This window comes from Umezawaea beigongshangensis (assembly GCF_016464305.1).
GTDB classification, from domain to species: Bacteria; Actinomycetota; Actinomycetes; order Mycobacteriales; family Pseudonocardiaceae; genus Umezawaea_A; species Umezawaea_A beigongshangensis.
In genome coordinates this window covers 64,704-88,691 of record NZ_JAEIOJ010000013.1, presented here as the reverse complement: position 1 = coordinate 88,691, position 23,988 = coordinate 64,704, and the positions used below count along the sequence as shown (strand labels likewise).

General features: G+C 73.9%; 19 protein-coding genes and 1 pseudogene. 9 read left to right on the top strand and 11 right to left on the bottom strand.

Translation table 11 applies throughout. From position 1 onward, the window contains the following. Nucleotides 1-42: 42 nt before the first annotated feature. Nucleotides 43-1,065, top strand: coding sequence for an LLM class flavin-dependent oxidoreductase (locus tag IMZ35_RS25770; protein ID WP_199443827.1), 1,023 nt, complete (start codon nucleotides 43-45; stop codon nucleotides 1,063-1,065). Nucleotides 1,066-1,174: 109 nt separating this feature from the next. Here the strand turns inward: IMZ35_RS25770 and IMZ35_RS25765 are convergent, their stop codons facing one another. Continuing rightward, nucleotides 1,175-1,465 carry a hypothetical protein gene (locus IMZ35_RS25765; protein WP_229373227.1) on the bottom strand — a complete coding sequence of 97 codons (291 nt, stop codon included), beginning with the start codon at nucleotides 1,463-1,465 and terminating at the stop codon, nucleotides 1,175-1,177. A 591-nt stretch (nucleotides 1,466-2,056) separates the two neighbouring features. Here IMZ35_RS25765 and IMZ35_RS32330 point away from each other — a divergent pair. Both IMZ35_RS32330 and bla read left to right on the top strand, forming a co-directional pair. Continuing rightward, a pseudogene (locus IMZ35_RS32330) lies at nucleotides 2,057-2,755 on the top strand (mannitol dehydrogenase family protein); the annotation flags it as partial. 189 nt (nucleotides 2,756-2,944) lie between these two features. Next, entirely contained in the window at nucleotides 2,945-3,865 is a 921-nt protein-coding gene (gene bla, locus IMZ35_RS32325) for a class A beta-lactamase (RefSeq protein ID WP_199443825.1), read from the top strand. Here bla and IMZ35_RS25750 read toward each other — a convergent pair. The 3 genes from IMZ35_RS25750 to IMZ35_RS25740 all read right to left on the bottom strand — a co-directional run bounded on the left by IMZ35_RS25750 (nucleotide 3,858) and on the right by IMZ35_RS25740 (nucleotide 6,775). Beyond that, nucleotides 3,858-5,522: an ArnT family glycosyltransferase gene (locus IMZ35_RS25750; protein WP_307868781.1), complete on the bottom strand. Its 1,665-nt coding sequence runs from the start codon at nucleotides 5,520-5,522 to the stop codon at nucleotides 3,858-3,860. The two genes, bla and IMZ35_RS25750, sit on opposite strands and share 8 nt — an antisense overlap. Nucleotides 5,523-5,591: 69 nt before the next feature. Further along, nucleotides 5,592-5,987 carry a bacteriophage spanin2 family protein gene (locus IMZ35_RS25745; protein ID WP_199443778.1) on the bottom strand — a complete coding sequence of 132 codons (396 nt, stop codon included), beginning with the start codon at nucleotides 5,985-5,987 and terminating at the stop codon, nucleotides 5,592-5,594. Nucleotides 5,988-6,199: 212 nt separating this feature from the next. Then, nucleotides 6,200-6,775 (bottom strand): TetR/AcrR family transcriptional regulator, encoded by a 576-nt coding sequence (locus IMZ35_RS25740; protein ID WP_199443777.1) that lies wholly within the window; start codon nucleotides 6,773-6,775, stop codon nucleotides 6,200-6,202. 154 nt (nucleotides 6,776-6,929) lie between these two features. Here IMZ35_RS25740 and IMZ35_RS25735 point away from each other — a divergent pair, with 154 nt between their 5' ends. Beyond that, nucleotides 6,930-7,946, top strand: coding sequence for an NAD(P)-dependent alcohol dehydrogenase (locus tag IMZ35_RS25735; protein WP_199443776.1), 1,017 nt, complete (start codon nucleotides 6,930-6,932; stop codon nucleotides 7,944-7,946). 144 nt (nucleotides 7,947-8,090) lie between these two features. Here the strand turns inward: IMZ35_RS25735 and IMZ35_RS25730 are convergent, their stop codons facing one another. Next, nucleotides 8,091-8,939, bottom strand: coding sequence for a LysR family transcriptional regulator (locus IMZ35_RS25730; RefSeq protein WP_199443775.1), 849 nt, complete (start codon nucleotides 8,937-8,939; stop codon nucleotides 8,091-8,093). Nucleotides 8,940-9,032: 93 nt separating this feature from the next. Here IMZ35_RS25730 and IMZ35_RS25725 point away from each other — a divergent pair, with 93 nt between their 5' ends. After that, a complete protein-coding gene (locus IMZ35_RS25725) occupies nucleotides 9,033-9,764 on the top strand; it encodes an SDR family oxidoreductase (protein ID WP_199443774.1) in 732 nt (243 codons plus the stop codon). Between the two features lie 79 nt (nucleotides 9,765-9,843). Here IMZ35_RS25725 and IMZ35_RS25720 read toward each other — a convergent pair whose 3' ends face one another. The 4 genes from IMZ35_RS25720 to IMZ35_RS25705 form a co-directional block, all read right to left on the bottom strand. Beyond that, the gene (locus IMZ35_RS25720) at nucleotides 9,844-10,926 is read right to left on the bottom strand and encodes an alkene reductase (protein ID WP_199443773.1); all 1,083 of its coding nucleotides are present in this window, start codon (nucleotides 10,924-10,926) and stop codon (nucleotides 9,844-9,846) included. A gap of 148 nt (nucleotides 10,927-11,074) precedes the next feature. After that, complete coding sequence (locus tag IMZ35_RS25715) at nucleotides 11,075-14,659, bottom strand: S8 family serine peptidase (protein WP_199443772.1); 3,585 nt, start codon at nucleotides 14,657-14,659, stop codon at nucleotides 11,075-11,077. Nucleotides 14,660-15,060: 401 nt separating this feature from the next. Beyond that, entirely contained in the window at nucleotides 15,061-16,101 is a 1,041-nt protein-coding gene (locus IMZ35_RS25710; RefSeq protein ID WP_199443771.1) for a zinc-dependent alcohol dehydrogenase family protein, read from the bottom strand. A 937-nt stretch (nucleotides 16,102-17,038) separates the two neighbouring features. Next, a complete protein-coding gene (locus IMZ35_RS25705) occupies nucleotides 17,039-17,908 on the bottom strand; it encodes an AraC family transcriptional regulator (RefSeq protein WP_199443770.1) in 870 nt (289 codons plus the stop codon). Between the two features lie 377 nt (nucleotides 17,909-18,285). On the opposite strand from IMZ35_RS25705, the gene IMZ35_RS25700 reads away from it, so the two are divergent. From IMZ35_RS25700 to IMZ35_RS25685, 4 genes are read left to right on the top strand one after another with little or no spacing between them, the layout of a single operon-like run. Next, the gene (locus IMZ35_RS25700) at nucleotides 18,286-19,569 is read left to right on the top strand and encodes an ATP-grasp domain-containing protein (protein WP_199443769.1); all 1,284 of its coding nucleotides are present in this window, start codon (nucleotides 18,286-18,288) and stop codon (nucleotides 19,567-19,569) included. Between the two features lie 17 nt (nucleotides 19,570-19,586). Then, nucleotides 19,587-20,861 carry a 3-dehydroquinate synthase family protein gene (locus tag IMZ35_RS25695; RefSeq protein WP_199443768.1) on the top strand — a complete coding sequence of 425 codons (1,275 nt, stop codon included), beginning with the start codon at nucleotides 19,587-19,589 and terminating at the stop codon, nucleotides 20,859-20,861. After that, nucleotides 20,861-21,625 carry an O-methyltransferase gene (locus IMZ35_RS25690; RefSeq protein WP_229373226.1) on the top strand — a complete coding sequence of 255 codons (765 nt, stop codon included), beginning with the start codon at nucleotides 20,861-20,863 and terminating at the stop codon, nucleotides 21,623-21,625. Before IMZ35_RS25695 ends, IMZ35_RS25690 begins: the two co-directional genes overlap by 1 nt. A gap of 58 nt (nucleotides 21,626-21,683) precedes the next feature. After that, nucleotides 21,684-22,142: an RDD family protein gene (locus tag IMZ35_RS25685; RefSeq protein WP_199443767.1), complete on the top strand. Its 459-nt coding sequence runs from the start codon at nucleotides 21,684-21,686 to the stop codon at nucleotides 22,140-22,142. Here IMZ35_RS25685 and IMZ35_RS25680 read toward each other — a convergent pair. Beyond that, a complete protein-coding gene (locus tag IMZ35_RS25680; protein ID WP_199443766.1) occupies nucleotides 22,135-22,779 on the bottom strand; it encodes a response regulator in 645 nt (214 codons plus the stop codon). The genes IMZ35_RS25685 and IMZ35_RS25680 overlap by 8 nt on opposite strands. Further along, complete coding sequence (locus IMZ35_RS25675) at nucleotides 22,779-23,966, bottom strand: sensor histidine kinase (RefSeq protein WP_199443765.1); 1,188 nt, start codon at nucleotides 23,964-23,966, stop codon at nucleotides 22,779-22,781. The genes IMZ35_RS25680 and IMZ35_RS25675 overlap by 1 nt, the downstream gene beginning before the upstream one ends. Between the last annotated feature and the right edge of the window lie 22 nt (nucleotides 23,967-23,988).

The window sequence follows — 23,988 nt, the reverse complement described above, 5'->3', positions numbered from 1 at the left end:
GAGGCCGCGGAATCGATCAGCGTGGTGACGCGTTCCACGGGGGTGAAGAAAATCGGCTTCCTGTCCTTCGGGCACTGGTCCGACAGCCCGCACTCGCAGACGAGGACCGCGTCGGACGCGCTCCTGCAAGCCGTCGACCTCGCGGTGGCCGCGGAAGAACTCGGCGCGGACGGCGCCTACTTCCGGGTGCACCACTTCGCGCGGCAGCTGGCCTCGCCGTTCCCGCTGCTGGCCGCGATCGGCGCCAGGACCGAACGCATCGAGATCGGCACCGGCGTGATCGACATGCGGTACGAGAACCCGTTGTACACGGCCGAGGACGCCGGTGCGGCGGACCTCGTCTCCGGTGGCAGGCTCCAGCTCGGCCTCTCCAGGGGGTCGCCCGAGCAGGTGATCGACGGGTGGCGGTACTTCGGCTACCAGCCGAGCGAGGGCGACACGGAGGCCGACATGGCCCGCAAGAACGCCGAGGTGCTGCTGACCGTGCTGCGGGGCGAGGGCTTCGCCCGGCCCAACCCGCGCCCGATGTTCCCCAACCCTCCGGGACTGCTGCGCGTCGAGCCGCACTCGCCGGGGCTGCGGGAGCGGATCTGGTGGGGCGCGAGCTCCAACGCCACCGCGGTCTGGGCGGCGGAGCAGGGCATGCACCTGATGAGTTCGACGCTGAAGAACGACGAGGGCGGGGCACCGTTCCACGTGCAGCAGGCCGAGCAGATCCGGGCGTTCCGCAAGGCGTGGGCGGACGCCGGCTGGCAGCGCGAGCCGCGCGTCTCGGTCTCGCGCAGCATCTTCGCGCTCACCTCGGACCTGGACCGCGCGTACTTCGGCGACGACACCGGCAGCGCCGACCACGTCGGCTACATCGGCGCCAGCACGAGGGCGATCTTCGGCCGCACCTACGCCGCCGAACCCGACGTCCTGGTCGAGCAGCTGGCCGGGGACGAGGCCGTCGCCGAGGCCGACACGCTGCTGCTGACCGTGCCCAACCAGCTCGGCGTCGACTACAACGCGCACGTGCTCGACAACGTCCTCACCCACGTCGCCCCGGCCCTCGGCTGGCGCTGACCCCGCACCCGCCAGCACGGCGCCCCAGCCGTGCTGGCCGGCGCGCCCGCGCCACCGCAGCCCGGCACGACGACGAGCCGCCGGAGGACGGCGGGCGGAGCAGCGGCCCTCAGGCGTCGCCGCGCATCGAGCGGCGGATCTCCTCCAGCCTGTCGAGCCCCGCCCGCTGACGGGCCTCGAACTGGTCCTCGACCGCCTTCGCCTCCGCGGTGGCGTCGGCCAGTTCCCCGGCTCCGACGCCGGTGGCGACCCGCTGCTCGACGCGGTCGCGGACGTGGTCGAACGTGGGCACGCCGTCCGGGGTGTAGTCCGGGGTGCGGTCGGCGGGCGGTACGACGGGCCGAGCCGCCTCGTCCTCCACGATCTCGGCGTCGATCACCGGTTCCCGATCCGCGTTCATCGCCCCAACTCCGTTCGTCGCACTGCCCCGAGGCTACCGCCGGCACGCCGACCGGTCCGCCGGAGCGCCGACCGGCGGCGTTCGTCCCCGTCGGGACGTTCGTCCACCGGGCACTCGTGCGGCGTTTGTCGCGCCGCGACGGGGGTAGACGGGGTGGAGCACGAAGTCCGGCCCGAGGGGTACCGGACTGCGCGGGCCGGTCGCACAGCGCGCCGGTCACCTCCTCCACTCCGTCCGGAGAACCCGTCCCAGCGTCTCCTCCGGCCGGAACACGAGGACGGGCGAGAGGTCGACGACCGGTCCGGGAGCGGGCGAGCGCCCGCGGCCGGTCGACGGCGCGGGCAAGACCCGCGAGCGGACGAACTGCGCGCGCCGGGCGGGGGCGGGACGACCGAGGGCCTCTCCCCGGAGCACCCGCACCGCACCACCACGACGTGCCCGACGTGCCGCACGAGCGGAACGCGGCCCACGGCTCCGAGGGGACGCACGTCGTGCCCGACAGCGGGGCGCCCCTGCTCGTCGTTCCGCTCGACGCCGCCGGCACACCGCTCGCGACCCGCCTGGCGCGGCCCTCCCGACCTCCAGCCCGTGATGACCGCCGACCACGTCGACGACGACCTGTTCGTGCCGCTGCTGCTCGCCGGCGTCGGCGGCTTCCACCGCGCCCACCAGGCGGTGCACCTCGACGAGCTGATGCGCCGCGGACTGGCGACGGACTTCGGGATCTGCGGCGTCGGCGTGCTGTCCGGTGGCCGGAGGAGGAAGGAGGTGCTGGAAGCGCAGGACCACCTGTACACCGTGGTGGTCAAGCACCCCGACTCCACCCGCGAGCCGATGAAGCTGCGCCTGCTCAACGCGAGCCACCAGGCGCTCGGCTACCTCGGTCACCTGGCGGGGTACCGGTTGACCCACGAGGTGTGCCGCGATCCGCTGTTCGCGTCCTTCCTGCGGTGGTACGCGGTCCGCGAAGCCGTCCCGACCCTGCCGCCGGTTCCCGGCGTGGACCTCGACCGCTACGCGGACCCGCTGCTGGAGCGCTTCTCCAACGCGGAGGTGAGCGACAGCCTCGCCCGGCTGTGCGCCGACACGTCCGATCGGATTCCCGTGTTCCCGCTGCCGGTCGTGCGGGAGAACCTCGCCGCCGTCGTGGCGAGCTGGGCCCGCTACGCCGAGGGCGTGGACGAGCGGGGCAGGCCCTTCGAGGTGGTCGACCGGCTGCGCGAGCCCCTCGTGGCCGCCGCGCGCCGCTGGCGCGAGGACCCGCTGGCGTTCTTGCGCCAGCGGGAGCTGTTCGGCGACGCGTGGTTCGTCGCGGCGTACACCGCGACGCTGACGACGCTGCACACCCGAGGCGCGCGAGGCGTGCTGGAGGACCTGGCCGCGCGTCCCGCGCCGCAGAACCCGATCGACGCCCCGCAGGACCGCGGCCGGTGTCGCTTGCGAAGCTCGTCCCACCCGCGAGCGACACCGGAGGCGATGATGACCACCGCACGACCCGCTACCCGCCGCACCCTGCTCAGGACGTTCGCCCTGCTGCCGTTGGCGGGGTGCTCCACCCCGCAGTCCACCGCACCGCAGCCCACCGCACCGGCTCCGGCGACCACCTCCAGCGCACCGCCCGAGCGACACGAGCGCCTGCTCGACCTGGAGCGGAAGTTCGACGCGCGCCTGGGCGTGTACGCCGTCGCGACCGGCACCGGCGCGACCATCGCCCACCGCGCGGACGAGCGGTTCGCGTTCTGCTCGGCGTTCAAGGGTCTCGCGGCGGCCGCCGTCCTGCACCGCAACCCCGCCGCGCACCTGGACACCGTCGTCACCTACACCGAGGCCGACCTGATGGCGAGCTCCGCCATCACCCGGCAGCACGTGGCCACGGGCATGACGATCCGCGACCTGTGCGACGCGGCGGTCCGCTTCAGCGACGGCACGGCGGGCAACCTGCTGCTGCGCGACCTCGGCGGCCCGGCCGAGCTGACGGCGTACCTGCGGGACCTCGGCGACGACGTCACCCGGATGGACCGGTTCGAGCCGCACATCGTGGAGGCCGCGCCCGGCGACCCGCGCGACACGACCACACCGCGGGCCATCGGCACCGACTACCGGCGGATCGTGCTGGAGGACGCCCTGCCCGCCGACGACCGCGACTTCCTCCGCGATCTGCTGGAGCGCGGTGTCGCCGGGGCTCGGCGCACGCGGGCGGGCGTGCCCGCGGGGTGGCGCGTGGCCAACAAGACCGGCACCGGGGACCACGCCACGCTCAACGACATCGGCGTCGTGTGGCCACCGGACTCCGCACCGCTGCTCGTCTCGATCATGTCCAGCCGCTCCGCCGCCGACGCCGCGTACGACGAGGCCCTCGTCTCCGAGACCGCAGCGCACGTCGTGGACGCCCTCACCTGACGGGCGCGGGTTCCGGCTGCGACCGGCGGTAGATCGTGATGGAGTGACCGACCTGGCCGATCGGCGTGCTGCTCGCGATCAGCGCCCCGAGCCGGTCGTCGGCCCCGGCGGCGGAGGAGTTCGACACGACCAGCAGCCCGCGCACCCGGTCCGGGGGCGCGGTGCGCGGGTCGGCGGCGTCGATGCCGTGGTGCGACGGCAGGCCGCTGCCCTTGTAGACGAGCCAGACCCGCTCTCCCGGGTGGTGCCGGCGCAGGTGGTCCGCCAGCCGCCCCAGGTCCTGCCCCCAGTCGACGTTCGAGTCGTGCAGGTGCAGCCGGGTCCGCGCCGGTCCGCCGAACGCCTCGTTGGAGTAGGGCAGGTAGTACGGGAACGTCCGCAGCGAACTGATCGCGGCGAAGGCGACCAGGAGCGCCGCGGCGACGTGCGCCCACCGTCTGCGCACGACGACCACGGCGGCCGCCACGACCGCCAGGAACACCGGCACGAAGATCGCGTACCGGACACCGAGATCGCGGGCGCTGGTCGTGGCCACGACCAGCAGCACGACCGGGAGGACGAGCGCGTAGGCCGCAGCCGGGCGCAGCCGGGGAACCGCCACCACCGCGACGGCACCGGCCAGCCAGAGCGCCAGAGCGCCCAGCGGTGTCTTCACCAGCAGCGCGGCCGGCAGGTAGTACCAGAGCGAACCGCGGTACTGGCGGCCGAACAGGAAGCCGCCCCACACCCGGTCCTCGAAGCCGAACTGGACGCGCATCCCGTCCCGGTACGGCTCGGGGAACGGCAACGCGGCGACGAGCGCGCGCGGTCCCCCCGCGGTCGGCAGGCCCGGTGGCGTCTCCCAGCGCAGCCGCGGGTCCACGACGAGGTAGGAGGCCCACACCGCGGCGACCGCGATCAGCGCCACGGCGAGCACCGCCGCGGCGGGTCCGGCGAACCGGGCCGTCCCGTCCGGGCCGGGGCCGCGCGTGCGGCGGGCGTGCCGGACGGACAGCACGACCAGGAGCAGCAGCACCGGAACCGCGGCCAGGGTGCTCGTCTTCGTGGCCAGGGCCGCGCCGAGGGCGAGTCCCGCGAGCGGGAGGTGGCGGGCGGGGCTGCGCCTGGCCCGCCACAGCAGCCAGACCGAGGTCAGCAGGAAACCGGCCGCCGGCACGTCGAGCGTGGCCAGCGACCCGTGCGCGACGACGTCGGGGGAGAACGCGTACAGGGCGAGCGCGAGCACCCCTCCGGCCGGACCGGCCAGATCACGGGCGAACGCGAGGACGACCAGCCCGAAGAGCAGCGTGAGCACGATCATCGGCAGTCGGGCCAGCAGCAGCAGCCGTCCCGGATCGTTGCCCGACTCGTAGAGCACGTGCCGGCCGAGCTGCGTCTGGTCGCCGACGAAGGCGGGATCGAGTCGCACGTCGGCGAAGACCAGCCCGGTCGCGACGATCAGCTTGCCCAGCGGGGGGTGCTCCGGGTTGTACCGCAGGCTGCGCTGCTCCAGGTGGACCACCGCCGCGCCCACGTAGACCGGCTCGTCGACGGTCGGGGTCTGCTCCACGGCCGCCGTGACCATCGCGACCGCCATCCCGGTGAGGAGGGCGGCCACGACGAGCGCGTACGCCCACCGCCGCGTCCGGTCCGGCGAACCGATCGCGGAGGACGACACCCGGAGTTCCTTCCGTGCAGCGGAGAACGGGTTCCCACTGTGCCACGGTCGGAGCGGACGTCGCCGCGGTCAGGACGCGCAGGCGGCGGTCAGGTCGGCGACGCGGGCGGCCCTGTCCTCCAGCCACGCGGCCGGGCGCAGGACGAGGTCGTCCACGGTGACCTCGCGCAGGGTCGTCGCCAGGGCGGTGAGGGCCTCGTCGACGGTGCTGTTCGCGGCGGTGGCGGCCAGGTCGCTCAGGCCGCTCGCGGCGGTGTGCGCCTGGTCGACCGCCTGCTCGGGGCTGGACGTGTCGACCGAGGAGACGGCCTGCGACAGGGCGGTGGTGCACACCTGGACGGTGGAGGCCGTGTCGGCGACGGCGGCGGCCGTGTCGGAGGCCTCCTGCAACGTCCCGCAGGCGCTCAGGGCGGTGACGGCGACGATCGCGGCGACGGCGGCGGTCAGACGGGTGGTGGCGCGCATGGCGGTTCCTCCGGCTCTCGTGCGAACCAGAGGTCTCCCCGACCACCGACAGCGGTGGCGTCGTGACCGGGCCGCCGCGGAGCGGCCGTAGTGACGATCACGAGCGGAGCGGGTACTCCCCTCTGCTCCCAGCATCCCGACGATCCGATCCGCGGTCAAAGTGACCCCGGTCACCCCGGACGGGACGTGCGCGGACGGGCCTCCCGTCCCGGTTAGGACGTGGAGCGCAGGACGGGCAGGGCCAGGCGGTCGACCACGTGCTCCAGGAAGGCGTCGTCCAGCGGCAGCCGCCACAGCCAGCGCATGAACATCACCGACGCGACGACCTCCTCGAAGAGGCGGTGGTCGGCGGGGCCCGTCAGCTCACCGCGCCGCACGGCCCGTTCGACCACCTCGGCCGGGAGCCGCGCGCCGCTGGAGAACCGCGTCTCCAGTTCGTCGATCAGCTCCGGGTCCGAGGCGCGGGCCTGCACCAGGCCGACCGCGAGCCTGCCGTCGAACCCGTCGAGGATCTCGGCGAAGCGGTGGGCGTGAGCGAGCAGGTCGCTCCGCAGCGTCCCGGTGTCGACGGACCACGAGGTCCACGTCCCCCGGTAGCGCCCCATGGCGGCGAGCGCGATCTCGCGCTTGTTGCGCCACCGCCGGTAGATGGTGGCCTTCGAGGTCCCGGCCCTGGCGGCCACGGCGTCGATCGTCATCGACACGTACCCCGCCTCGGCGACGAGTTCCAGCACCGCGTCGAGGATCCGGGCGTCGCGAGTCGGGTCCAGCGGGCGGCGGGCACTCATCGCACGAGCATAGGGTTCGCACCCCACCCGCACCTCGTTGATCCTTTTCAGACACGATTTCCGCAGTTCAGAACTTCAAACAGTACGGAACCGTTTCGTACACTACGCTGAGCTCGACCACCGCGACGCCACACCCTCGACCGAAGGGGACACCGTGCTCACCACCTCCTACGCCGCTCGCTCCGCCAGCTCCCGCCTGGAGCCGTACGACCGCGAGACCGGCCCCCTCGGCCCGCTGGAGGTCGACGTCCGCGTGACGCACGTCGGGGTCTGCCACAGCGACGTCGGGATGATCGACGACGAGTACCGCATCGGCGGCTTCCCCCGCGTCGCCGGGCACGAGGCCGTCGGTCTGGTCGAAGCCGTCGGCGCCGCCGTGGACACCGACCTCCTGCCGATCGGCACCAGGGTGGGCGTCGGCGCCATCGCCGGGGCCTGCTTCCGCTGCTCCCTGTGCCTCAGCGGGCGCCACAACCTCTGCCCCGCGCGCGACGACACCGTGATGCGCGGCGACGGGGGCGCCTTCACCGAACTGCTGCGCGCCTCGGACTGGCGCACGGCCTACCCGATCCCGGACGCGATCCCCTCCGAGCAGGCCGCGCCGATGATGTGCGCCGGGGTCACCGTGTTCGCCCCGCTGATCAGGCACGGCGTCCGCCCCGTCGACCGGGTGGCCGTCGTCGGCATCGGCGGGCTCGGGCACCTGGCGCTTCAGTTCCTCGCGAAGTGGGGTTGCGACGTCACCGCGATCTCCACCTCGCGGGCCAAGGAGGACGACGCGCGCCGCTTCGGCGCCACCTCGTTCGTCGCCGCGCGCGAGGAGGGCGCCCTCGCAGCCGCGGCGGGGTCCTTCGACGTCGTCCTGTCCACCGTCTCGGCCGGCCTGCCGTGGAACGACTACCTCGACCTGCTGGTCCCGCAGGGCACGCTCAGCGTCGTCGGGCTGCCCCCGGAGGCGATCTCCGTGGACCCGATGCACCTGCTGCCCGCCGAGAAGAAGATCTCCGGCGGAGTGCCCGCGTCCCCGAGCGAGACCCGGCTGATGCTCGACTTCGCCGCTCGCCACGGCATCGGCCCCCTGGTGGAGACCTTCCCGGTGTCGGAGATCAACGCCGCGGTCGACGTCGTGCGCGACGGCCGAGCGCGCTACCGGGCGGTCGTCACCCTCTGACCCCGCCCCGGTGCGGAGCGGGGCGCCGCACGCGGCCCGGTCACCGACACCGCGCCCCCGATGTCCTCCCCGCGCGGAACGGTGGCGACGGCCGTGGTCGGGCGGGGCGGGACCGGCCAGCCGTCGGCGCGTCCCGCGGGGTGCTCAGAGACGGGCCGCGACCCGGACGAGGTCGGCGACGGCCCTGGACCGGCTGTGCGGAGGCCAGGCGATCACGGTGGTGACCGGCGGCGCGTCCAGCACCGGCACGGCGACGAGGTCGCCCGTCAGCTGGGAGCGGGACGACTCCGGCACGATCGTGCAAGCACGGCCGAGGGCGACCAGCTGCAACAGCTGCGTGTGGTCGCGGACCTCCGGACCGGGGCCGGGCGGGTAGGTGCCGTCGAGGTGGGGCCAGCGCGGCAGGGGCAGGCCGGGCAGCGCGGTGACGTCGGCCAGGTGCAGGTGGGGGCGGACGGTGAGCGGGTGACCGGCGGGCAGGATCACCACCTGGCCCTCCGTGCTGAGCTCCTCCACGTCGAACCCGACCGTGGAGTCGAAGGGCCGGTGCAGCAGCGCCACGTCGGCCCTGCCGTCGCGCAGGAGCCCCTCCTGCTCGGCCGGGCCGCACAGGACGACGTCCACCGGGGTGGCGCCGGGTTCGGCGGCGTAGGCGTCGAGCAGCTTCGCCAGCAGTTCGCTGGTGGCTCCGGCCTTGGTGGCCAGGACCAGGCCGGGACGCCCGGTCGCGGCGAGGGCGGCGCGGCGGGTCCTGCGGTCGGCGGCGTCGACCGCGTCGAGAGCCGCCCGGCCCTCGGTCAGCAGCACCGAACCGGCCTCGGTCAGCGCGACGGCCCGGCTCGTGCGGTCCAGCAGGGTCGCTCCGAGCCTGCGTTCGAGCTGCTGGATCGCCCGCGACAGGGGCGGCTGCGCGATCCCGAGGCGCTGCGCGGCGCGTCCGAAGTGCAGCTCCTCCGCGACGGCGACGAAGTACCGCAGTTCCCTGGTCTCCACACGTGCACGGTACGCGATCCATACCCGTGCGGTATCGACGCCCACCTGATCGGTGTTGGCTCCCTCACCGGGGTCCGGGGCAGTGTGAGTCCCATGAGCGGACGAAGGATCGCCCTGGTCACCGGGGCGAACAAGGGAATCGGCTACGAGATCGCGGCGGGCCTGGGGGCTCTCGGTTTCAGCGTCGGCGTCGGCGCCCGCGACGACCGGCGCCGGGAGACGGCGGTGGAGAAGCTGCGCGCGGCCGGGGTGGACGCGTTCGGCGTGCCGCTGGACGTGACGGACGACGCGAGCACGACCGCCGCCGCGCGGCTGGTCGAGGAGCGGGCCGGTCGGCTCGACGTGCTGGTCAACAACGCCGGTGTCACCGGTGGCGGACCGCAGGAGCCCACCGCGGTCGACCCGGCGATCATCCGGACGGTCGTGGAGACCAACGTGATCGGCGTCGTCCGCGTCACCAACGCGATGCTGCCGCTGCTGCGCCGCTCCGCCTCGCCGCGGATCGTGAACATGTCCAGCAGCACGGGCTCCCTCACCCGGCAGTCCGGAGCCGCCAACGCGCTCACCACCGGTCCGGTCGCCGTCGCCTACGCGCCGTCGAAGACGTTCCTGAACGCCGTCACCGTGCAGTACGCCAGGGAACTGCGCGACACGAACGTCCTGATCAACGCCGGCTGCCCCGGTTTCGTCGCGACCGACCTCAACGGCTTCCGCGGGGTGCGCACCCCCGAGCAGGGCGCGGCGATCGCCCTGACGCTCGCGACGCTGCCCGACGACGGCCCGACCGGCGGGTTCTTCGAGGACGCCGGGCCGGTGCCCTGGTGACGCGCGGGGGCCGTGGCGCGGTCCCGGCGCGACGGAACCCGGCGGCCCGAGGGGGTCGCCGGGTTCCGCCGGCAGCGGGTCAGCCGCGGCTGAGCTGGAGGAACGGGTAGTCGGTGTAGCCCTCGGGGCCGGAGGCGTAGAACAGCGCGCCGTTCGGCTCGTTCTCCGGGTGCTCGCCCTGCCAGCGCTCGACCAGGTCGGGGTTGGCGATCACGGCCCGGCCGACGACGACGGCCTCGGCGTGCGCGGCCTCGACGAGGCGCACCGCCTCGTCCCTGGTGGTCACCGAGCCGAAGCCGCTGTTGGCCATCAGCGGACCGCCGAAGCGGCGGCGCAGCTCCTGCACCAGGTCACCGGCGGGGTCGGCGTGCAGCACCGACAGGTAGGCCAGGCCCAGCGGGCGCAACTGGTCGAGCAGCGAGCCGTAGGTGGCCAGGACGTCGTCGCGGTCGGTCTCCAGGGCGTCCTGGATGTTGTGCTCGGGGGAGATGCGCAGGCCGACCCGGCCCGCGCCGATCGCCTCGACGACCGCGGTGACCACCTCGACCACGAAGCGAGCCCGGTTCTCCGGGGTACCGCCGTAGACGTCGTCGCGCTGGTTGGAGGCCGGGGAGAGGAACTCGTGCAGCAGGTAGCCGTTGGCGCCGTGCAGCTCCACGCCGTCCAGACCGGCCTCGACGGCGCGGCGGGCGGCGGCGACGAAGTCGTCCCGGACCTCGCGGGCCTCCTCGACGGTCAGCGCGTGCGGCACGGGGTAGGCCTGCTTGCCCTGCTCCGTGTGGCCCTCGCCCTCGATCGCGATGGCGCTGGGCGCCTCGACGCGACGGCCGCCGTTGACGTCGGGGTGGGTGACCCTGCCGCCGTGCATGACCTGCACGACGATCTTCCCGCCGCGGGCGTGCACCGCCTCGGCGACCCGTCGCCAACCGGCCACCTGCTCGTCGGTGACGATGCCGGGCTGGCCGACGAAGGCCTGCGACTCGTAACGGGGGTAGGTGCCCTCGGTGATGATGAGGCCGAGGCTCGCGCGCTGTGCGTAGTGCTCGACGAGCAGGTCGTTCGGGATGCCGGAGGCACCGGCGCGCATGCGCGTCAGCGGGGCCATCACGACGCGGTTGGCGAGGTGCAGGTCACCGAGTGTCACGGGGGAGAACAGATCCATGCCCCTTCCAAGTCCTTTAGCGAAGGCAACCATTCCGGTGTCGGCCCACGTGCGGCGTTCGTCACGTCCACCGCCGTCTCCCCCGCGACGCGGCGAAGCCCGCTGACCGGGGTCAGCGGGCTTCGCCGGACGTGACTGGACGTGACCGTCACCTCAAGGCGTACGCCCTGACCACCGTCTCGGTCACCGCGTTGCCCGCCGTGTCGGTCGCGGTGGCGCGGAGCGAGGCGAACCCGCCCGCGACGCCCCCGGCCGGGACCGTCACCCGGTCACCGGAGACGGCGGCGCGCTGCCACGTGCGGCCGTCGTCGAAGGACACCTCGACCGCGCGCACCGTCGCGCGCGAGGTCTTCGCCCCCGGCTGGTGCGCCGCGGTCACCGAGCCGGTGAGCGCCTTCCCCGCCTCGGCGCGGTTGCGGTCGTCGAGCGGCAGGGCGAAGCGGACGTCCAGCAGCGGCAGCGCACGGCGGGTGTCGTCGCCCCGGCCGACCTGGAAGGTCCACTCCGCGCCGGTGCGGGTGGACAGTGCCGGGACCGAGGTCCCCGAAGCCGGGCGGGTGGCCTCCACCACGAGCCGGTGGGTGCCGGGCGAGGCGACGAACGTGCCGGTGCCCGGCACGTCGCTGCGCGCCACCACCCGGTCACCCCGGTACAGGGTCGTGGTGCCCAGGTTCGTCGTGTCGAACCGCGCGCGGTTGCCGGGGTCGCTGTCGGCGAACATCGGCACCGCGAACGTGACGACGTCGTGCTGGCGGTAGGCCGACGGCAGGGGCTGCCCGTCCTGCGCGCTCACCGGCGGGGTGGTCAGCTCCGGCCCGAACGGCGCGCCGAAGACCCGCGAGGTCAGCCGTTCGCCGGGCTTCGGCTCGACCGGGATCGTGGTCTCCCACCCGAATTCGGCGAACTCGGTGAAGCCCGCCGCCGCGTCCGTGCTGATGGCCGTGCCCGGCGAGGCGTGGTCGGAGCGCCGCTGCGGCCAGGTGGTCTCCACCTCGGCCCCCGCCGTGAGGCCGTCGAAGGTCCAGTACCCGTGGTGGTAGCGGTACTGCCCCGGCGTCGTGGTGTCCACCAGCTGCCGGTCGATCCGGCCCAGCCCGGCGCGGGCGTGGCGGAACTCGTGCCCGGCGGGCAGCCGTCCGGAGACCCGGTCGGCCACGAAGTACGCGTCCGGGCTCGCCGACCGCGTCACCAGCTCGACCTCGACGGTGCGGCGGGCCATCAGCGCCTGGAGGGCCCGGATCTCCCTCTGGTCGATCAGGACCGCGGTGGGCAGCGCCGGTTCGCCGTTCGCGCGGACGTGGGACAGGACGGCCCTGGCCCCCTTGGCCCTCACCAGCTCGACGGCCCGCGCGACCTGGTCGCCGTCCACCGGCGGCTGGTTCTCCCAGTCGCGCGGTGCGAGGAGCACGAGCGCGCCGGTCAGGTCGCCGGCCTCCTCGATCGTCTCCGGCTCGCCCGTGCCGATGTCCACGATCCGGCCGGTGGTCCTGGCGTCGGGGCGCGTGGTCCCCACCGGGTGCGCGTTGCGGAGTTCGAAGCCGCCGTCGCCGGTCGCGGTCACCAGCAGGTGCGGCGCCGTGAAGTAGCCGAACTGGAGCAGGTCCAGGCCCCGCACCGGTTCGCTGCCGACGGTGTGGACGCGAGCGCCCTCGTGCGCGGTGCCGGTCACCCCGATCAGCGTCGCCTCGATCGGGCCGCCCTCGTCCGGGTCGGACCGCAGCGCGGTGATGCCGCCGGAGCCGGCGCGGGCGTCCGGGTCGTCGATCGAGGCGATCACCCGTTCGCCGAGCGTCGCGTCGACGACCTCGCGCGCCGAGCCGTTCACGGCGACCCGGCGCGCGAACATCGTCATGTTCCCCTTGACGTCCAGGCTCATGCCGGTGAACCGGTAGTCCCCGGCGGGCAGGACGAAGTAGGCCGGCACGCCGTCCCAGAGCACCTGGTTCCGGGACCGGCCGGTGCGCTCGTCGGTGACGACCACCAGCGTGCGCTGCGCCGCGCCCTCCCTGCCGGTGACCTCGACCTCCAGGGAACCGGGCTCGCCGAGCAGGCTCGCGGTCAGGGGTGCGGTCAGGACGGTGTCCCCTCCCCTGGCCACGACCGCGCCGGTCACCTCCCCGCGCGTGTGCGGCGCGCCGTCCACCCCGACGACGACCTCGGCCCGTCCCCGCGCGGGGACGGTGACGTTCCGGTCGAGCACCACCACGTCCGGCTGGTTCACCTCGGCGGTCAGCTCCAGGGTGACGTCCCGCTCACCGTCGTTGACGTAGGTGAGCACGCGGTCCACCCGCTGGTCGCCCCAGATCTGACCGAACCCGGCCACGCCCTCGACGCGCACCCGCTGGGCGGTGGCCCTGGCGACGTCGAGACGCCCGGCGCCCTGCCCGTGGGTGGACACGCCGGCCAGCCGGTGCGCGCTGCCGACGAGCGCGCCCTTGATCTGCTCGCCGGTCCAGTCCGGGTGCTGCTGCGCCAGCAGCGCCGCCGCGCCCGCGACGTGCGGCGCGGCCATCGACGTGCCGGACAGGCGCGCGTGCCGCTCGTCGACCGCGAACGGGGCGAGCGTGCCCGCGGCGCGCGCGGCGACGACGTCGCTGCCGGGAGCCACGATCTCCGGCTTCAGAGCGAGGTCGCCGATCCGCGGTCCCCGGCTGGAGAACGTGCTGAGCTGGTCGTCCTTCGTGACGCTGCCGACGGTGAGCGCGCGGTCGGCGGCGCCGGGGCTGCTGACGGTGCTCGCACCGCCCGCGTTGCCCGCCGAGACGACGAACAGGGCTCCGGTGCTCTCGGAGAGGTCGTTCACCGCCATCGACAGCAGGTCCCAGCCGTTGCCGGGACCGTCGCCGCCGAGGCTCATGTTGACGACCCTGGCCCCGTTGTCGACGGCCCACCGCATACCGGCGAGCACCTGGTCCTCCCGGCCGCCGTCGACGCCCAGGACCTTGCCCACCATCAGCCTCGCGCCGGGCGCGACACCGGCGTGCCGGTCGTCCGAGCCCGCGATGGTGCTCGCGACGTGCGTGCCGTGGCCGCTGGTGTCGACCCCGGCCGCGCTCTCACCGGTGAAGTCCGCCTCCGCCACCACCTTGCCGGCCAGCGCCGGGTGACCGGCGTCGTACCCGGTGTCCAGGACGGCGACCTTCACGCCGTCGCCGCGCAGTCCGGCCCGCCAGGCCTGCGGCGCGCCGATCTGCGGCACGCTGCGGTCGAGCGTCGGGCGGACGCGGCCGTTGAGCCACACCTTGCCGGTCGACGCGCGCCGCGCGCCGGGCGCGGCGAGGTCGCGCCAGGCGTCGGCGGCCTCGGTCTTCGGGATGTCGTGCGGGGTGAGGCCGAGCGGCCCGGCCTGCGCGCTGAAGCCCTCGGCGGTGACCAGGGTGGGGACCACGGGCTCGCGCGCGTCGTCGTAGTCCTGGTCGAGCAGCCCGGTGACGTCGAACAGGCGCGGGTCGAGCCGGTCCTGCGCCAGCATCGGCCACGCGTCCAGCGGGACCACGTGCTCGCGGCCCTCGACGCGGTACTGCCAGGCGCGGAGGTGCTCGCGTCCCTCCGCCATCCGCACCCCGGCGACCCGCCCGCCCTGCGTGATCACGCGGTCACCGGTGATCAGCGTGACCGTTCTCGTCTCCCCCACCGGCACCGGTGTCTCCGGTGCCACCCGCGCCGCGGCGGGTGCCGCGGCGGCGGTCGCGACGAGCACGGCGACCGCCGCCGTGCCTAGAAGTCGGCGCAAGGTCCACACCCTTCGTCGTGGCCGTTCCGACTGGTCGGCCCACCCTGTTAATGCGCGCGGAGGTGCTGGCGTTGCACGGGTGGGCCGTTCACACCTTCACAGTGGTGTGCGGTCGGCTCGCACCGTCCCGCGCCGCGCTCACCGCGGAGCAGGCGCGGCGAGGTGGACGCCGTGCTGGACGCGGCCGCGGCACCGGAGCACCTCCCGGCGCAGACGCACCGCTCCGCGAGGCCGCGCTTCGAGCCGCGCGACGAGCCGGGTCAGCGACGACTGGTCGAGGCGGAGGGCGTCGGCCAGCGGGACGTCCGCGTGCTGCCCGCCTCCGCCTCCACCGGGGACAGAGACGTTCTCCGCGGCTCGTCGTGGAGGTTCCCGACCGGCTCGCGCAGCACCGCCGGCGGTCAGAACCGGATCAGGGTCTTGAGCGCGTCGCGCTGGTCCATGGCGCGGTAGCCGTCGGGGGTCTGCTCCAGGTCGACGGTGAGGTCGAAGACCCTGCCGGGGTCGACCGTGCCGTCCAGCACGGCGGGCAGCAGCTCCTCGACGTAGGCGCGCACCGGGGCGGGACCGCCGGTGAGGGTGATGTTGTGGCCGAACAGGCTGTCGAAGCCGATCGGCGCCTCCTCGTACTGCGGCACGCCCACGCGGCTGATGACGCCGCCGGGCCGGGCCACGCCGACGGCCATCTCGTAGGCGCTCGTGTGCCCGACCGCCTCCAGCACGGTGTGGGTGCCGTCGCCGCCGGTCAGCTCGCGGACCTTCGCGACGCCCTCCTCGCCGCGCTCGGCCACGACGTCGGTGGCCCCGAACTCGCGCCCCAGGTCGGTGCGGTCGGCGTGCCGCCCCATGAGGACGATCCGCTCCGCTCCCAACTGCCGGGCCGACAGCACGGCGAGCAGGCCGACCGCGCCGTCGCCGATCACCGTCACCGTGGTGCGCTCGTTCACGCGCGCCTTCTTGGCGGCGTGGTAGCCGGTGCCGTAGACGTCGGCCAGCGTCAGCAGCGAGGGCAGCAGCGCCGAGTCCTCCCCGACACCGGGCACCGCGACCAGCGTGCCCGCCGCCTGCGGAACGCGGATCGCCTCGGCCTGCGCGCCACCGACCTCGGGCGCACCCCAGAACCCGCCGTGCCGGCACGAGGTGTGCAGGCCCTCGCAGCAGAACTCGCAGGTGTTGTCCGAGTAGGCGAAGGGGGACACCACCAGGTCACCGCGCTTCAGCCCGGACACCTCCGAACCCAGGTCCTCCACCACGCCCAGGAACTCGTGACCCATCGGCGTGCCCCGCCCGGAGAAGGGCATCGAGCGGTAGGGGTGCAGGTCACTGCCGCAGACGCACGAGCGCACGATCCGCACGACCGCGTCGGTGGGTTCCCGCAGGACGGGGTCGGGCGCGTCTTCCACGCGCACGTCACCGGCCCCGTACATGAACGTAGCTCGCATGAGTTCCTCCACAGCACGGGTTCCTCGTTCGGGCCGCCGTCTCGCATACCCCGGGCACCTGCGGTGAAACCGCGCGGCGGGCGAGGTCTGGCGCTGCGGGTGGCACAGACCCCCGGAGGGCTCGGGTCCGGCCGGCGACCGTCTGCCGGGTCGCCACGAACTCGCTCGTGGCGACCCGGCCGTCCTCTTCGACCCGCACACGACCACCGCTCGCGCCAAACGTCCACAGAGGACCAGGGGAAGCTCGCTCGACCGGTGCTGGAGATCGTGTCGACGTCCGGCTCCGCCACCACGACCGCCTTGCGAGCCCCCCGTCGCAGCAGGAGATCGTCACCGCGCTGGGAACGGCGCGCAGCGCGGTGGCCCACCCCTTGCGGCTGCTCCGGAGTGTCGGGAGGGCTCTGACGTGCTCTCGTTCTCCGCAGCGGGGCGGAGGGCCGTGGTCGCGGCCGGCCCTGCGGGACGTCCGGTTCGGAGCGGGGCGTGCTCGAACGCCGTTCCGCCGGGGAAATCCGGCCGGATCACGACCGCAACGACCGTCTCCCCTCCTCTGTGTGACCAACGCACCGATTTCTGCGACACGTTCAGGTGAATCGGTCACCACGACGGTTGCGGCGACTCCTCTCGGGCAGCCCTGAGCGGCACGTCCGGGAGGTGATCCGATGACGTCGTCCTCGACTCGTGCGCGTGGTGTCGCACTGCTGGCCCTGCTGGTCGTCACAGCTCCGGTGACGGCGCCGGTGTGGCGCAGTCCCCCCCCACCCCGGCCGGTCGGGATTCACCGGGTGGGGTGGCAGCGGTGCTCGTGCCCGGCGGGCGCGGCGGCGCCCGCCGGGTCGCGACAGCACGCTCCGGTAGCTGGTCGAGGCGGTCCACAGTGGTGCCGCGTCTCACCGACCGGTGCGCGGGCACCGCTCCGGGTCGTCGCGCAAGCCCGTCAGCCCGGCTCGACGGGCATCCACAGTTCGCAGGTCGCGGTGCTGAAGTCCTCCGCTCGTTCGAGGACCGCCACGATCGACGGGCCCGGTCGCAGCCGCCACGGGTTCGAGGGGAACCAGTCGGTCGCGGTCGCGGCCCAGGTCTTCTGCAACGCCTGCGGATGGGCCCCGGAGGTGCGGAAGACCGCCCACGTGCCGGCCGGCACCTCGATGGCGTCGAGGTCGTCGGGAACCGACGTGTCGTGGGAGAGGGCGACCCCGTGCAGGTAGGTCAGTTCACTGCCCTCGACGCTGTCGGCGTCGAGGCCGTCGCTGACCTGCAGCAGACCCCGGGGTTCGGTGTCGCCGAGGGCCTTCAGCCGCAGGTGCTCCTCCTGCGGCAGCCCGGCGACGTGCTGCTGGACGTGCGGGTTGACGCCCTGGTGGACGAGCGGAACCCTGGCCGCGTGTCCGACGAGCCGGAACGCGGGACGGTCGACGATGCGGGTGTCCACGGGAGTGCTCCCTTCAACTGTCAGGCGGAACCTGAGCTGCGGTTGTGTGCGAAGGGGGCCTCCGTCGCGGCGGACATCACCGGGCCGGGCGCCGTGGACCGCTCGGAACGCGCGTCCGAACGCCTCGGTCGAGCCGTACCCGTGCCGGACGGCGATGCTCAGCAGGTCGTCCTCGCCCCGGACGACGGCGGCGGCGGCGACGGTCATGCGGCGTCGGCGCACGTACTCCGACAGCGGCATGCCCGCCAACGACGAGAACATCCGGCGCAGGTGGTACTCGGTCGTACCGGTTCTCCTGGCCAGTCCGCCGACGTCGAACTCCTCCGCGAGGTGCTCCTCGACGAGATCGACGAGCTGGTTGAGCGCTGAGATCACAAGGCCTCCCTTCGACGTCGACTCTGGCGCAACGCCCCTCGGACGCGCCCGATCGCCGCGGTCCGATGCGATCGTGCGCCCGGGGCCGACGTCGCCTCGCACCGGGGTGGTCGACGCGTCCCGAGCGCGGCCACCGCTCGCCGCCACCGTCCACATCAGACCGTTCGGGGACGTTCTGTCCCGACTCGGGCTCGACCGGTCGCCGGACCCGCCCCGGCAGGCCCGCCGATCTCCGTTGGGGCCACGTCACCGGATTTTTCTACCCGTGCGTGACCACTCCATCGGTTTCCACGACACGTCCAGGTGAATCGGTCGCCACGACGGTTGCGATGACTCCTCTCGGGCAGCCCTGAGCGGCATGTCCGGGAGGTGATCCGATGACGTCGTCCTCGACTCGTGCGCGTGGTGTCGCACTGCTGGCCCTGCTGGTCGTCACAGCTCCGGTGACGGCGCTGGTGTGCGGAGCGGCGCACCTGCTCGCACCGCGCAGACCGTGTCAGAACCGCTCGACCGTGCTGGTCACGACCACGCACATGACCAAGAGCCTGTTCCTGGCCAGGAAGTTCCACGAGGCGGGTCACCGCGTCGTGGCCGTGTCGATCCCGCGACACCGTTGGGGTCCGCTGCGGTTCTCCCGGGCCGCGTGCGCGTTCCACCAGGTCGCCGATCCCGCCACCGACCCGGCCGGATACGTCCGGGACCTCGTCGCGGTGATCCGGGCCGAGCGCGTGGACACGGTCGTGCCGGTCGTCGACGAACCGGGTCTCGCCCAACCCACCTCCGACGCCGTGCCGGTGCTGGCCGAGCACTGCGCGGTGGTGGCCAACGACCCGGCGACGCACCACCTGCTCAACGACAAGGCGAGCTTCGCCGAGCTGGTGCGGGCCGCCGGGCTCCCGCACCTGGAGACGCGCCGGATCACCGACGTGCGGCAGCTGCGCGACGCCGACTTCGCGGGGCGCGAGTACGTGCTCAAACCTCCCGAGTGGACGTCGATGGTCGCCGATCACCGCGCGGTCGTGGTGGCCGGTCCGGCGGACGCGCCCGCCGACCTGCTGATCCGCCCCGACCGGCCGTGGGTGCTGCAACGGCGTGCCACCGGGCGCGAGTACTGCGTGCACACGACGTGCCGCGCGGGCCGGATCACCGCGTACACGTGCTCGGAGTCCTCGGCGCTGCAGCTGAACTACCGGCACGTCGACGTGCCCGCGATCTGGTGGTGGTCGCACGACTTCGTGGCCGCGCACCGGCTCGACGGCCAGGTGTCGTTCGACTTCATCCTCGGCGAGGACGGAGTGCCCTACGCCATCGAGTGCAACCCGCGGCCCCACTCGGCGCTGGTGGCCTTCCACGACAGCCCCGACCTGGCCGCGGCCTACCTCGACCCCGCGTTCGACGGCGTCTCCCGGCCGCTGCCCGGCTCGCGGCCGGTGCACTGGCTCGGAGCGGAACTGGGCGCGCTGCCGCGAGCACTGCGGCGACGGCGGTCGCGGGCGTGGTTGCGCGACCTCCTGCACGGTGAGGACGCCGTGTTCGACTGGCGGGATCCCCTGCCGTTCCTGGTGATGCACCACGTGCAGCTTCCCGTGCTCGTGCTGCGCGCGCTGACCGCGCACAAGCGGTGGGAGCGCGTCAACTGGGCCACCGGGAAGCTCGTCTGACACCGAAAGGGCACGCGATGACCATCTCGCAGCACGTCGACAAGTACGCCACCTCCGCCCACTACACGGGGTCGGGGCGCATCCGGTGCGACACCGACCGGCGGTCGCTGACCATCGACGCGACCTTCGAGCTGCGCAGCGAGGTGCGGCTGGTGAACCGCGTGTTCGACCCCGCGACGCCCGACCTGGCCGAGGTGTACCTGCCCGCGGGGCGGTGCGTGGCGATCGTGGACGCCACCGTCGACCGCCTGCACGGCGGCGCGCTGCGGTCGTACTTCGCCGCGCACGGCATCCCGCTGACGACGATGGTGTGCCGCGCGCTGGAGGAGGACAAGACGCTCGACACGGTGTGCCGCATGACGGCGTTCCTGGGCAGCGACGGGTGCGACGTCGCCCGCGCCGAACCGGTGCTCGTCGTCGGCGGCGGCGTGCTCACCGACACGGCGGGTCTGGCGTGCGCCCTGCTCAACCGGCGCACCCCGTACGTCATGATCGGCACCAGCATCGTCTCGGCGGTCGACGCGGGGCCGTCACCGCGCACGTGCGTCAACGGCACCCTGATGAAGAACGCCCTGGGCGCCTACCACCCGCCGGTGCTCACCCTGGTCGACCGGACGCTGTTCCGCACCCTGGCGCCCGAGCACCTGCGGCACGGCGTGGCGGAGATCGTGAAGATGGCCGCCGTGGACGACGCGGTGCTGTTCACGCTGCTCCAGCGGCACGGCCGCGCGCTGCTCGCCACCCGGTTCGCCACCACCGGCGGCGACCCGGACCTCGCGGCGGTCGCCGACGAGGTGCTGTTCCGCTCGCTGCGCGCGTACATGCGGCACGAGGGCACCAACATGTTCGAGACGCGGCAGGACCGCCCGCACGCCTACGGCCACACCTGGAGCACGAAGTTCGAGCCGGTCGCCGGGCTGCTGCACGGTCACGCGGTGGCGGTGGAGATGGCGTTCACCGCGACGCTGGCCACCCTCGTGGGCTGGCTGGACACCGACGGCCGCGACGCGCTGCTGGCGGTGTGCCGCGATCTGGGCCTGGCCGTGCACCACCCGGTGATCGAGGACCTGGAGCTGATGAAGGTCGCGCAGGAGACGGTGCGGCGCAAGCGCGGCGGCACCGCGCTGTGGGCGGTGGTCCCGCGCGGCGACCTGGGCAGCTGCGACTACCTGGCCGAGGTCGACGACGCGCTGCTGGCCGAGGCGGTGAGCCGGCACCGGGCGCGCTGCGGCGCGTTCCTCGACGGCGGAGGCGGATCGGGCATGTACCTGCGCGACGCGCGGTGGTCGTGATGCGGCCGGTGACGCCGCTGTCCGTCCTGGCCCACCAGCTGGAGCTGCTCGACCGGGAGCAGCCCTCCCCGCGCCTGGACCACGCCCGCGCGCTGGCCTCGGGGCTGGACGACTACCTGTCGGCGACGACCACGCCGGAGTCCGAGCGGCTCGCGGCGCTGAGCCGGCGGACCTCCGAGCACGTGTGGACCCGTTCCGAGAGCGCTGTGGCGACGCTGGAGCCGGAGATGCTCTCCGGTCACGTGGAGGGACAGCTGCTGAGGTTCCTGGTCGCCGTGACCGGGGCCCGCAGAGTGCTGGAGATCGGCACGTTCACCGGCTACTCGGCGCTGGCGATGGCCGAGGCGCTGCCCGCCGACGGTCGCGTGATCACCTGCGAGGCCGATCCGCGCGCCGCGGAGGTCGCCCGCGACGCGTTCGCCGGGTGCGACCGGATCGTCCTGGAGGAGGGGCCCGCGCTGGCGACGCTGGAGCGGCTCGCCGGTGCGGGCGAGGTGTTCGACTTCGCCTTCGTCGACGCGGACAAGACCCAGTACTGGGACTACCTCGACGTCGCCCACCGCCGCGGCCTGTTCGCGCCGGGAGCCGTCGTGGTGGTGGACAACACCCTGTACCAGGGCGAGGTCTACCTCGACGCGGTGCACCGGTCGCCGCGGGGCGCGGCCGTCGCCGAGTTCAACGCGCGGGTGGCCGCGCACCCGGCGTTCGAACAGGTGCTGCTGCCACTGCGCGACGGGGTGACGCTGATCCGCGTCCTGCCCTGATGCGCGCGAGGCGGACCCCGACGCCGTCCGCGAGCCGGTACCGGCATGATGGGGAGCCGTGACCGACGCCGACGCCCGTTCGATCGTCCTGCGCCGCTACTGGCAGCACCTGATCGAACTCCTGCTGCTGGTGCTCGTCGCCGTGCTGAGCCTCGTGCCGGGGGTGCTGGTGGGGATCGCGGTCGTCCTGCTCGGTGCGCCTCGGGAGCTGTTCACCGTGCTGCCGATGGTGTTCGTGGCGGTCGTGGCGCTGCTCGGCGGCATGTGGGTGGAGGTGTGGTACCCGTACCGGCACGAGGGCTCGACACCGGCGATGCGGTGGCTGGGGCTGCGGATCGTCACGGTTCGCGGCGGTGCGCCGTCCCGGCGCGACTACCTCGTGCGCTGGTTGCTGATGGCGGTGGACGGCCTGCTGCTGGGCCTGGTCGGCGCGGTGCTGATCGCGGTGACGCCCCGGCACCAACGGCTGGGCGACGTGGTCGCGGGCACGGTCGTGGTGCGGCGCCCGGTCACCTGACGAGGCTGTTTCGCCACGCCCAGATCGCGATCTCGGTGCGGTTGCGCGCTCCGAGCTTGCCCTGCACGTTGGCCAGGTGCGACTTCACCGTCGACAGCGAGATGCGCAACCGGTCCGCGATCTCCGCGTTCGTCCTGCCGCGCGCCACCGCCAGCACGACGTCCAGCTCGCGCGCGGTCAGCGGCACGTCCGGATCCACCCGCCCCGTCCCGGCCGTGAAGTGCGCGAGCAGCCGCACCGTCACCGCGGGCGAGACCATCGCCTCTCCCCTGGCGGCGGCGTGCACCGCCTCCACCAGCAGCCGCGGTCGCGCGTCCTTGAGCAGGAAACCGCAGGCCCCGGCGAGCAGGGCGGCGTAGACGTTCTCGTCCACGTCGTAGGTGGTCACGACCACCACTCGCAGCGGGTCCTCGACACCGGGTCCCGCCAGCAGCTCGGTGGCGCGCAGTCCGTCCAGTTTGGGCATCCTGACGTCCATCAGCGTGACGTCGGGCCGCAGCTGCCGAGCGAGCCGCACCGCGGCCTCGCCGTCGGCGGCCTCGCTGATGACCTCGATGCCGGGCTCGGCGTCGAGGATCAACCGGAAGCCGGTGCGCACCAGCGTCTGGTCGTCGGCGACGAGCACGCGCACGGTCATCAGATCCCTCTCGGCAAGCGGTCGAACGGATCGTCGTCCGGTCCCAGCGGCACGCTCGCGGTGACCCGCCACAGACCCCCGTCGCGCGGGCCCGCCGTCAGCTCGCCGCCCAGCGCGGTCACGCGCTCGGCCATGCCCGTGATGCCGTACCCGTGACCGTCACCGCCGTCGTCCGGCACGCCGTCGTTGTCCACCACCAGCACCAGCTTCCCGTCCTCGATCCCGGCGACGACCCGCACGTCGGTGGCGCGCGCGTGCCGGCGGACGTTGGTCAGCGCCTCCATCAGCACGCGGTGCAGGGCGGTGGCCACCTGCGGCGGCAGCAGGAGACGTTCGACGTCGTCGGACACGCGCACCGACGCCGCGCTGTTCACCGCGGTGCGCACCACGTCGCCCAGCACGGCGCTCGGCGCGGGCATCGGGTCGTCGCTGCGCAGCAGGCCGACCAGGCCGCGCGTCGCGGTCAACGCCTCCGCCGCCGCCCGCTCGACCTCGTCGTAGAACTCCAGGTGGTCCTGTTCCGGCACCGCCGGGTTGCCGGCCAGCGCCTGCGCCGCGCGGGTCCGCACGACGATCCCGGTGACGTGGTGCGCCACCAGGTCGTGCAGGTCGCGCGCCAGCTGCAACCGGTCCTCGGTGCGTGCCCGCTCCAGCTCGCGGCGGTGGCGGTCGTCGGCGTCGCGCAGGATCAGGCCCAGCGCCAGCGCCGCGCCCCACGCCAGCGCGGCGGCCAGGGGGAACAGCGCCGCCGGGTAGTCCAGGCCGTAGCGCACGGCCGGGGCGAGCACGACGGCGGCACCGGCGACGACCGCGAGCACCGCCGCCCGCACCGGGGACGACCGGCGGCACCCGGCGGCGGCCAGCAGCAGCACGGCCAGCACCTCGGTCACCACCGGGCGGGGGGGCAGCCGGTCGGTCAGCGCGCCGCCCACCGTGCTGAACAGGGAGAAGCCGACGACCGCGACGCCGAGCAGCTCGATCCGCCGGGGGAACCGGCGGCGCAGCACCGCCAGGACGGCCACCGCCGAGCCCACGTACGGCACGACCAGTTCGAGGAGGGGCCCGAGCGCTCCCCGCGGAGCGGGCGAGCGGACCGCCAGCACCGAGTCCACGACCGTCGTCGCCAGCAGCGCGACGACCTCGGCCACGAACACGCTCCGCCGTGCCGGCGATCCTCCCGCGGTCATGCGGCCATTCTCCGTTCCACCT

Excerpts from the sequence above, each read along its gene's own strand:
- bla (WP_199443825.1), top strand. The coding sequence starts at position 2,945 with ATGACCACCGCACGACCCGCTACCCGCCGCACCCTGCTCAGGACGTTC.
- IMZ35_RS25690 (WP_229373226.1), top strand. The coding sequence starts at position 20,861 with ATGCGGCCGGTGACGCCGCTGTCCGTCCTGGCCCACCAGCTGGAGCTG.
- IMZ35_RS25680 (WP_199443766.1), bottom strand. The coding sequence starts at position 22,779 with ATGACCGTGCGCGTGCTCGTCGCCGACGACCAGACGCTGGTGCGCACC.
- IMZ35_RS25725 (WP_199443774.1), top strand. The coding sequence starts at position 9,033 with ATGAGCGGACGAAGGATCGCCCTGGTCACCGGGGCGAACAAGGGAATC.
- IMZ35_RS25710 (WP_199443771.1), bottom strand. The coding sequence starts at position 16,101 with ATGCGAGCTACGTTCATGTACGGGGCCGGTGACGTGCGCGTGGAAGAC.
- IMZ35_RS25720 (WP_199443773.1), bottom strand. The coding sequence starts at position 10,926 with ATGGATCTGTTCTCCCCCGTGACACTCGGTGACCTGCACCTCGCCAAC.
- IMZ35_RS25745 (WP_199443778.1), bottom strand. The coding sequence starts at position 5,987 with ATGCGCGCCACCACCCGTCTGACCGCCGCCGTCGCCGCGATCGTCGCC.
- IMZ35_RS25675 (WP_199443765.1), bottom strand. The coding sequence starts at position 23,966 with ATGACCGCGGGAGGATCGCCGGCACGGCGGAGCGTGTTCGTGGCCGAG.
- IMZ35_RS25765 (WP_229373227.1), bottom strand. The coding sequence starts at position 1,465 with ATGAACGCGGATCGGGAACCGGTGATCGACGCCGAGATCGTGGAGGAC.
- IMZ35_RS25700 (WP_199443769.1), top strand. The coding sequence starts at position 18,286 with ATGACGTCGTCCTCGACTCGTGCGCGTGGTGTCGCACTGCTGGCCCTG.
- IMZ35_RS25695 (WP_199443768.1), top strand. The coding sequence starts at position 19,587 with ATGACCATCTCGCAGCACGTCGACAAGTACGCCACCTCCGCCCACTAC.
- IMZ35_RS25740 (WP_199443777.1), bottom strand. The coding sequence starts at position 6,775 with ATGAGTGCCCGCCGCCCGCTGGACCCGACTCGCGACGCCCGGATCCTC.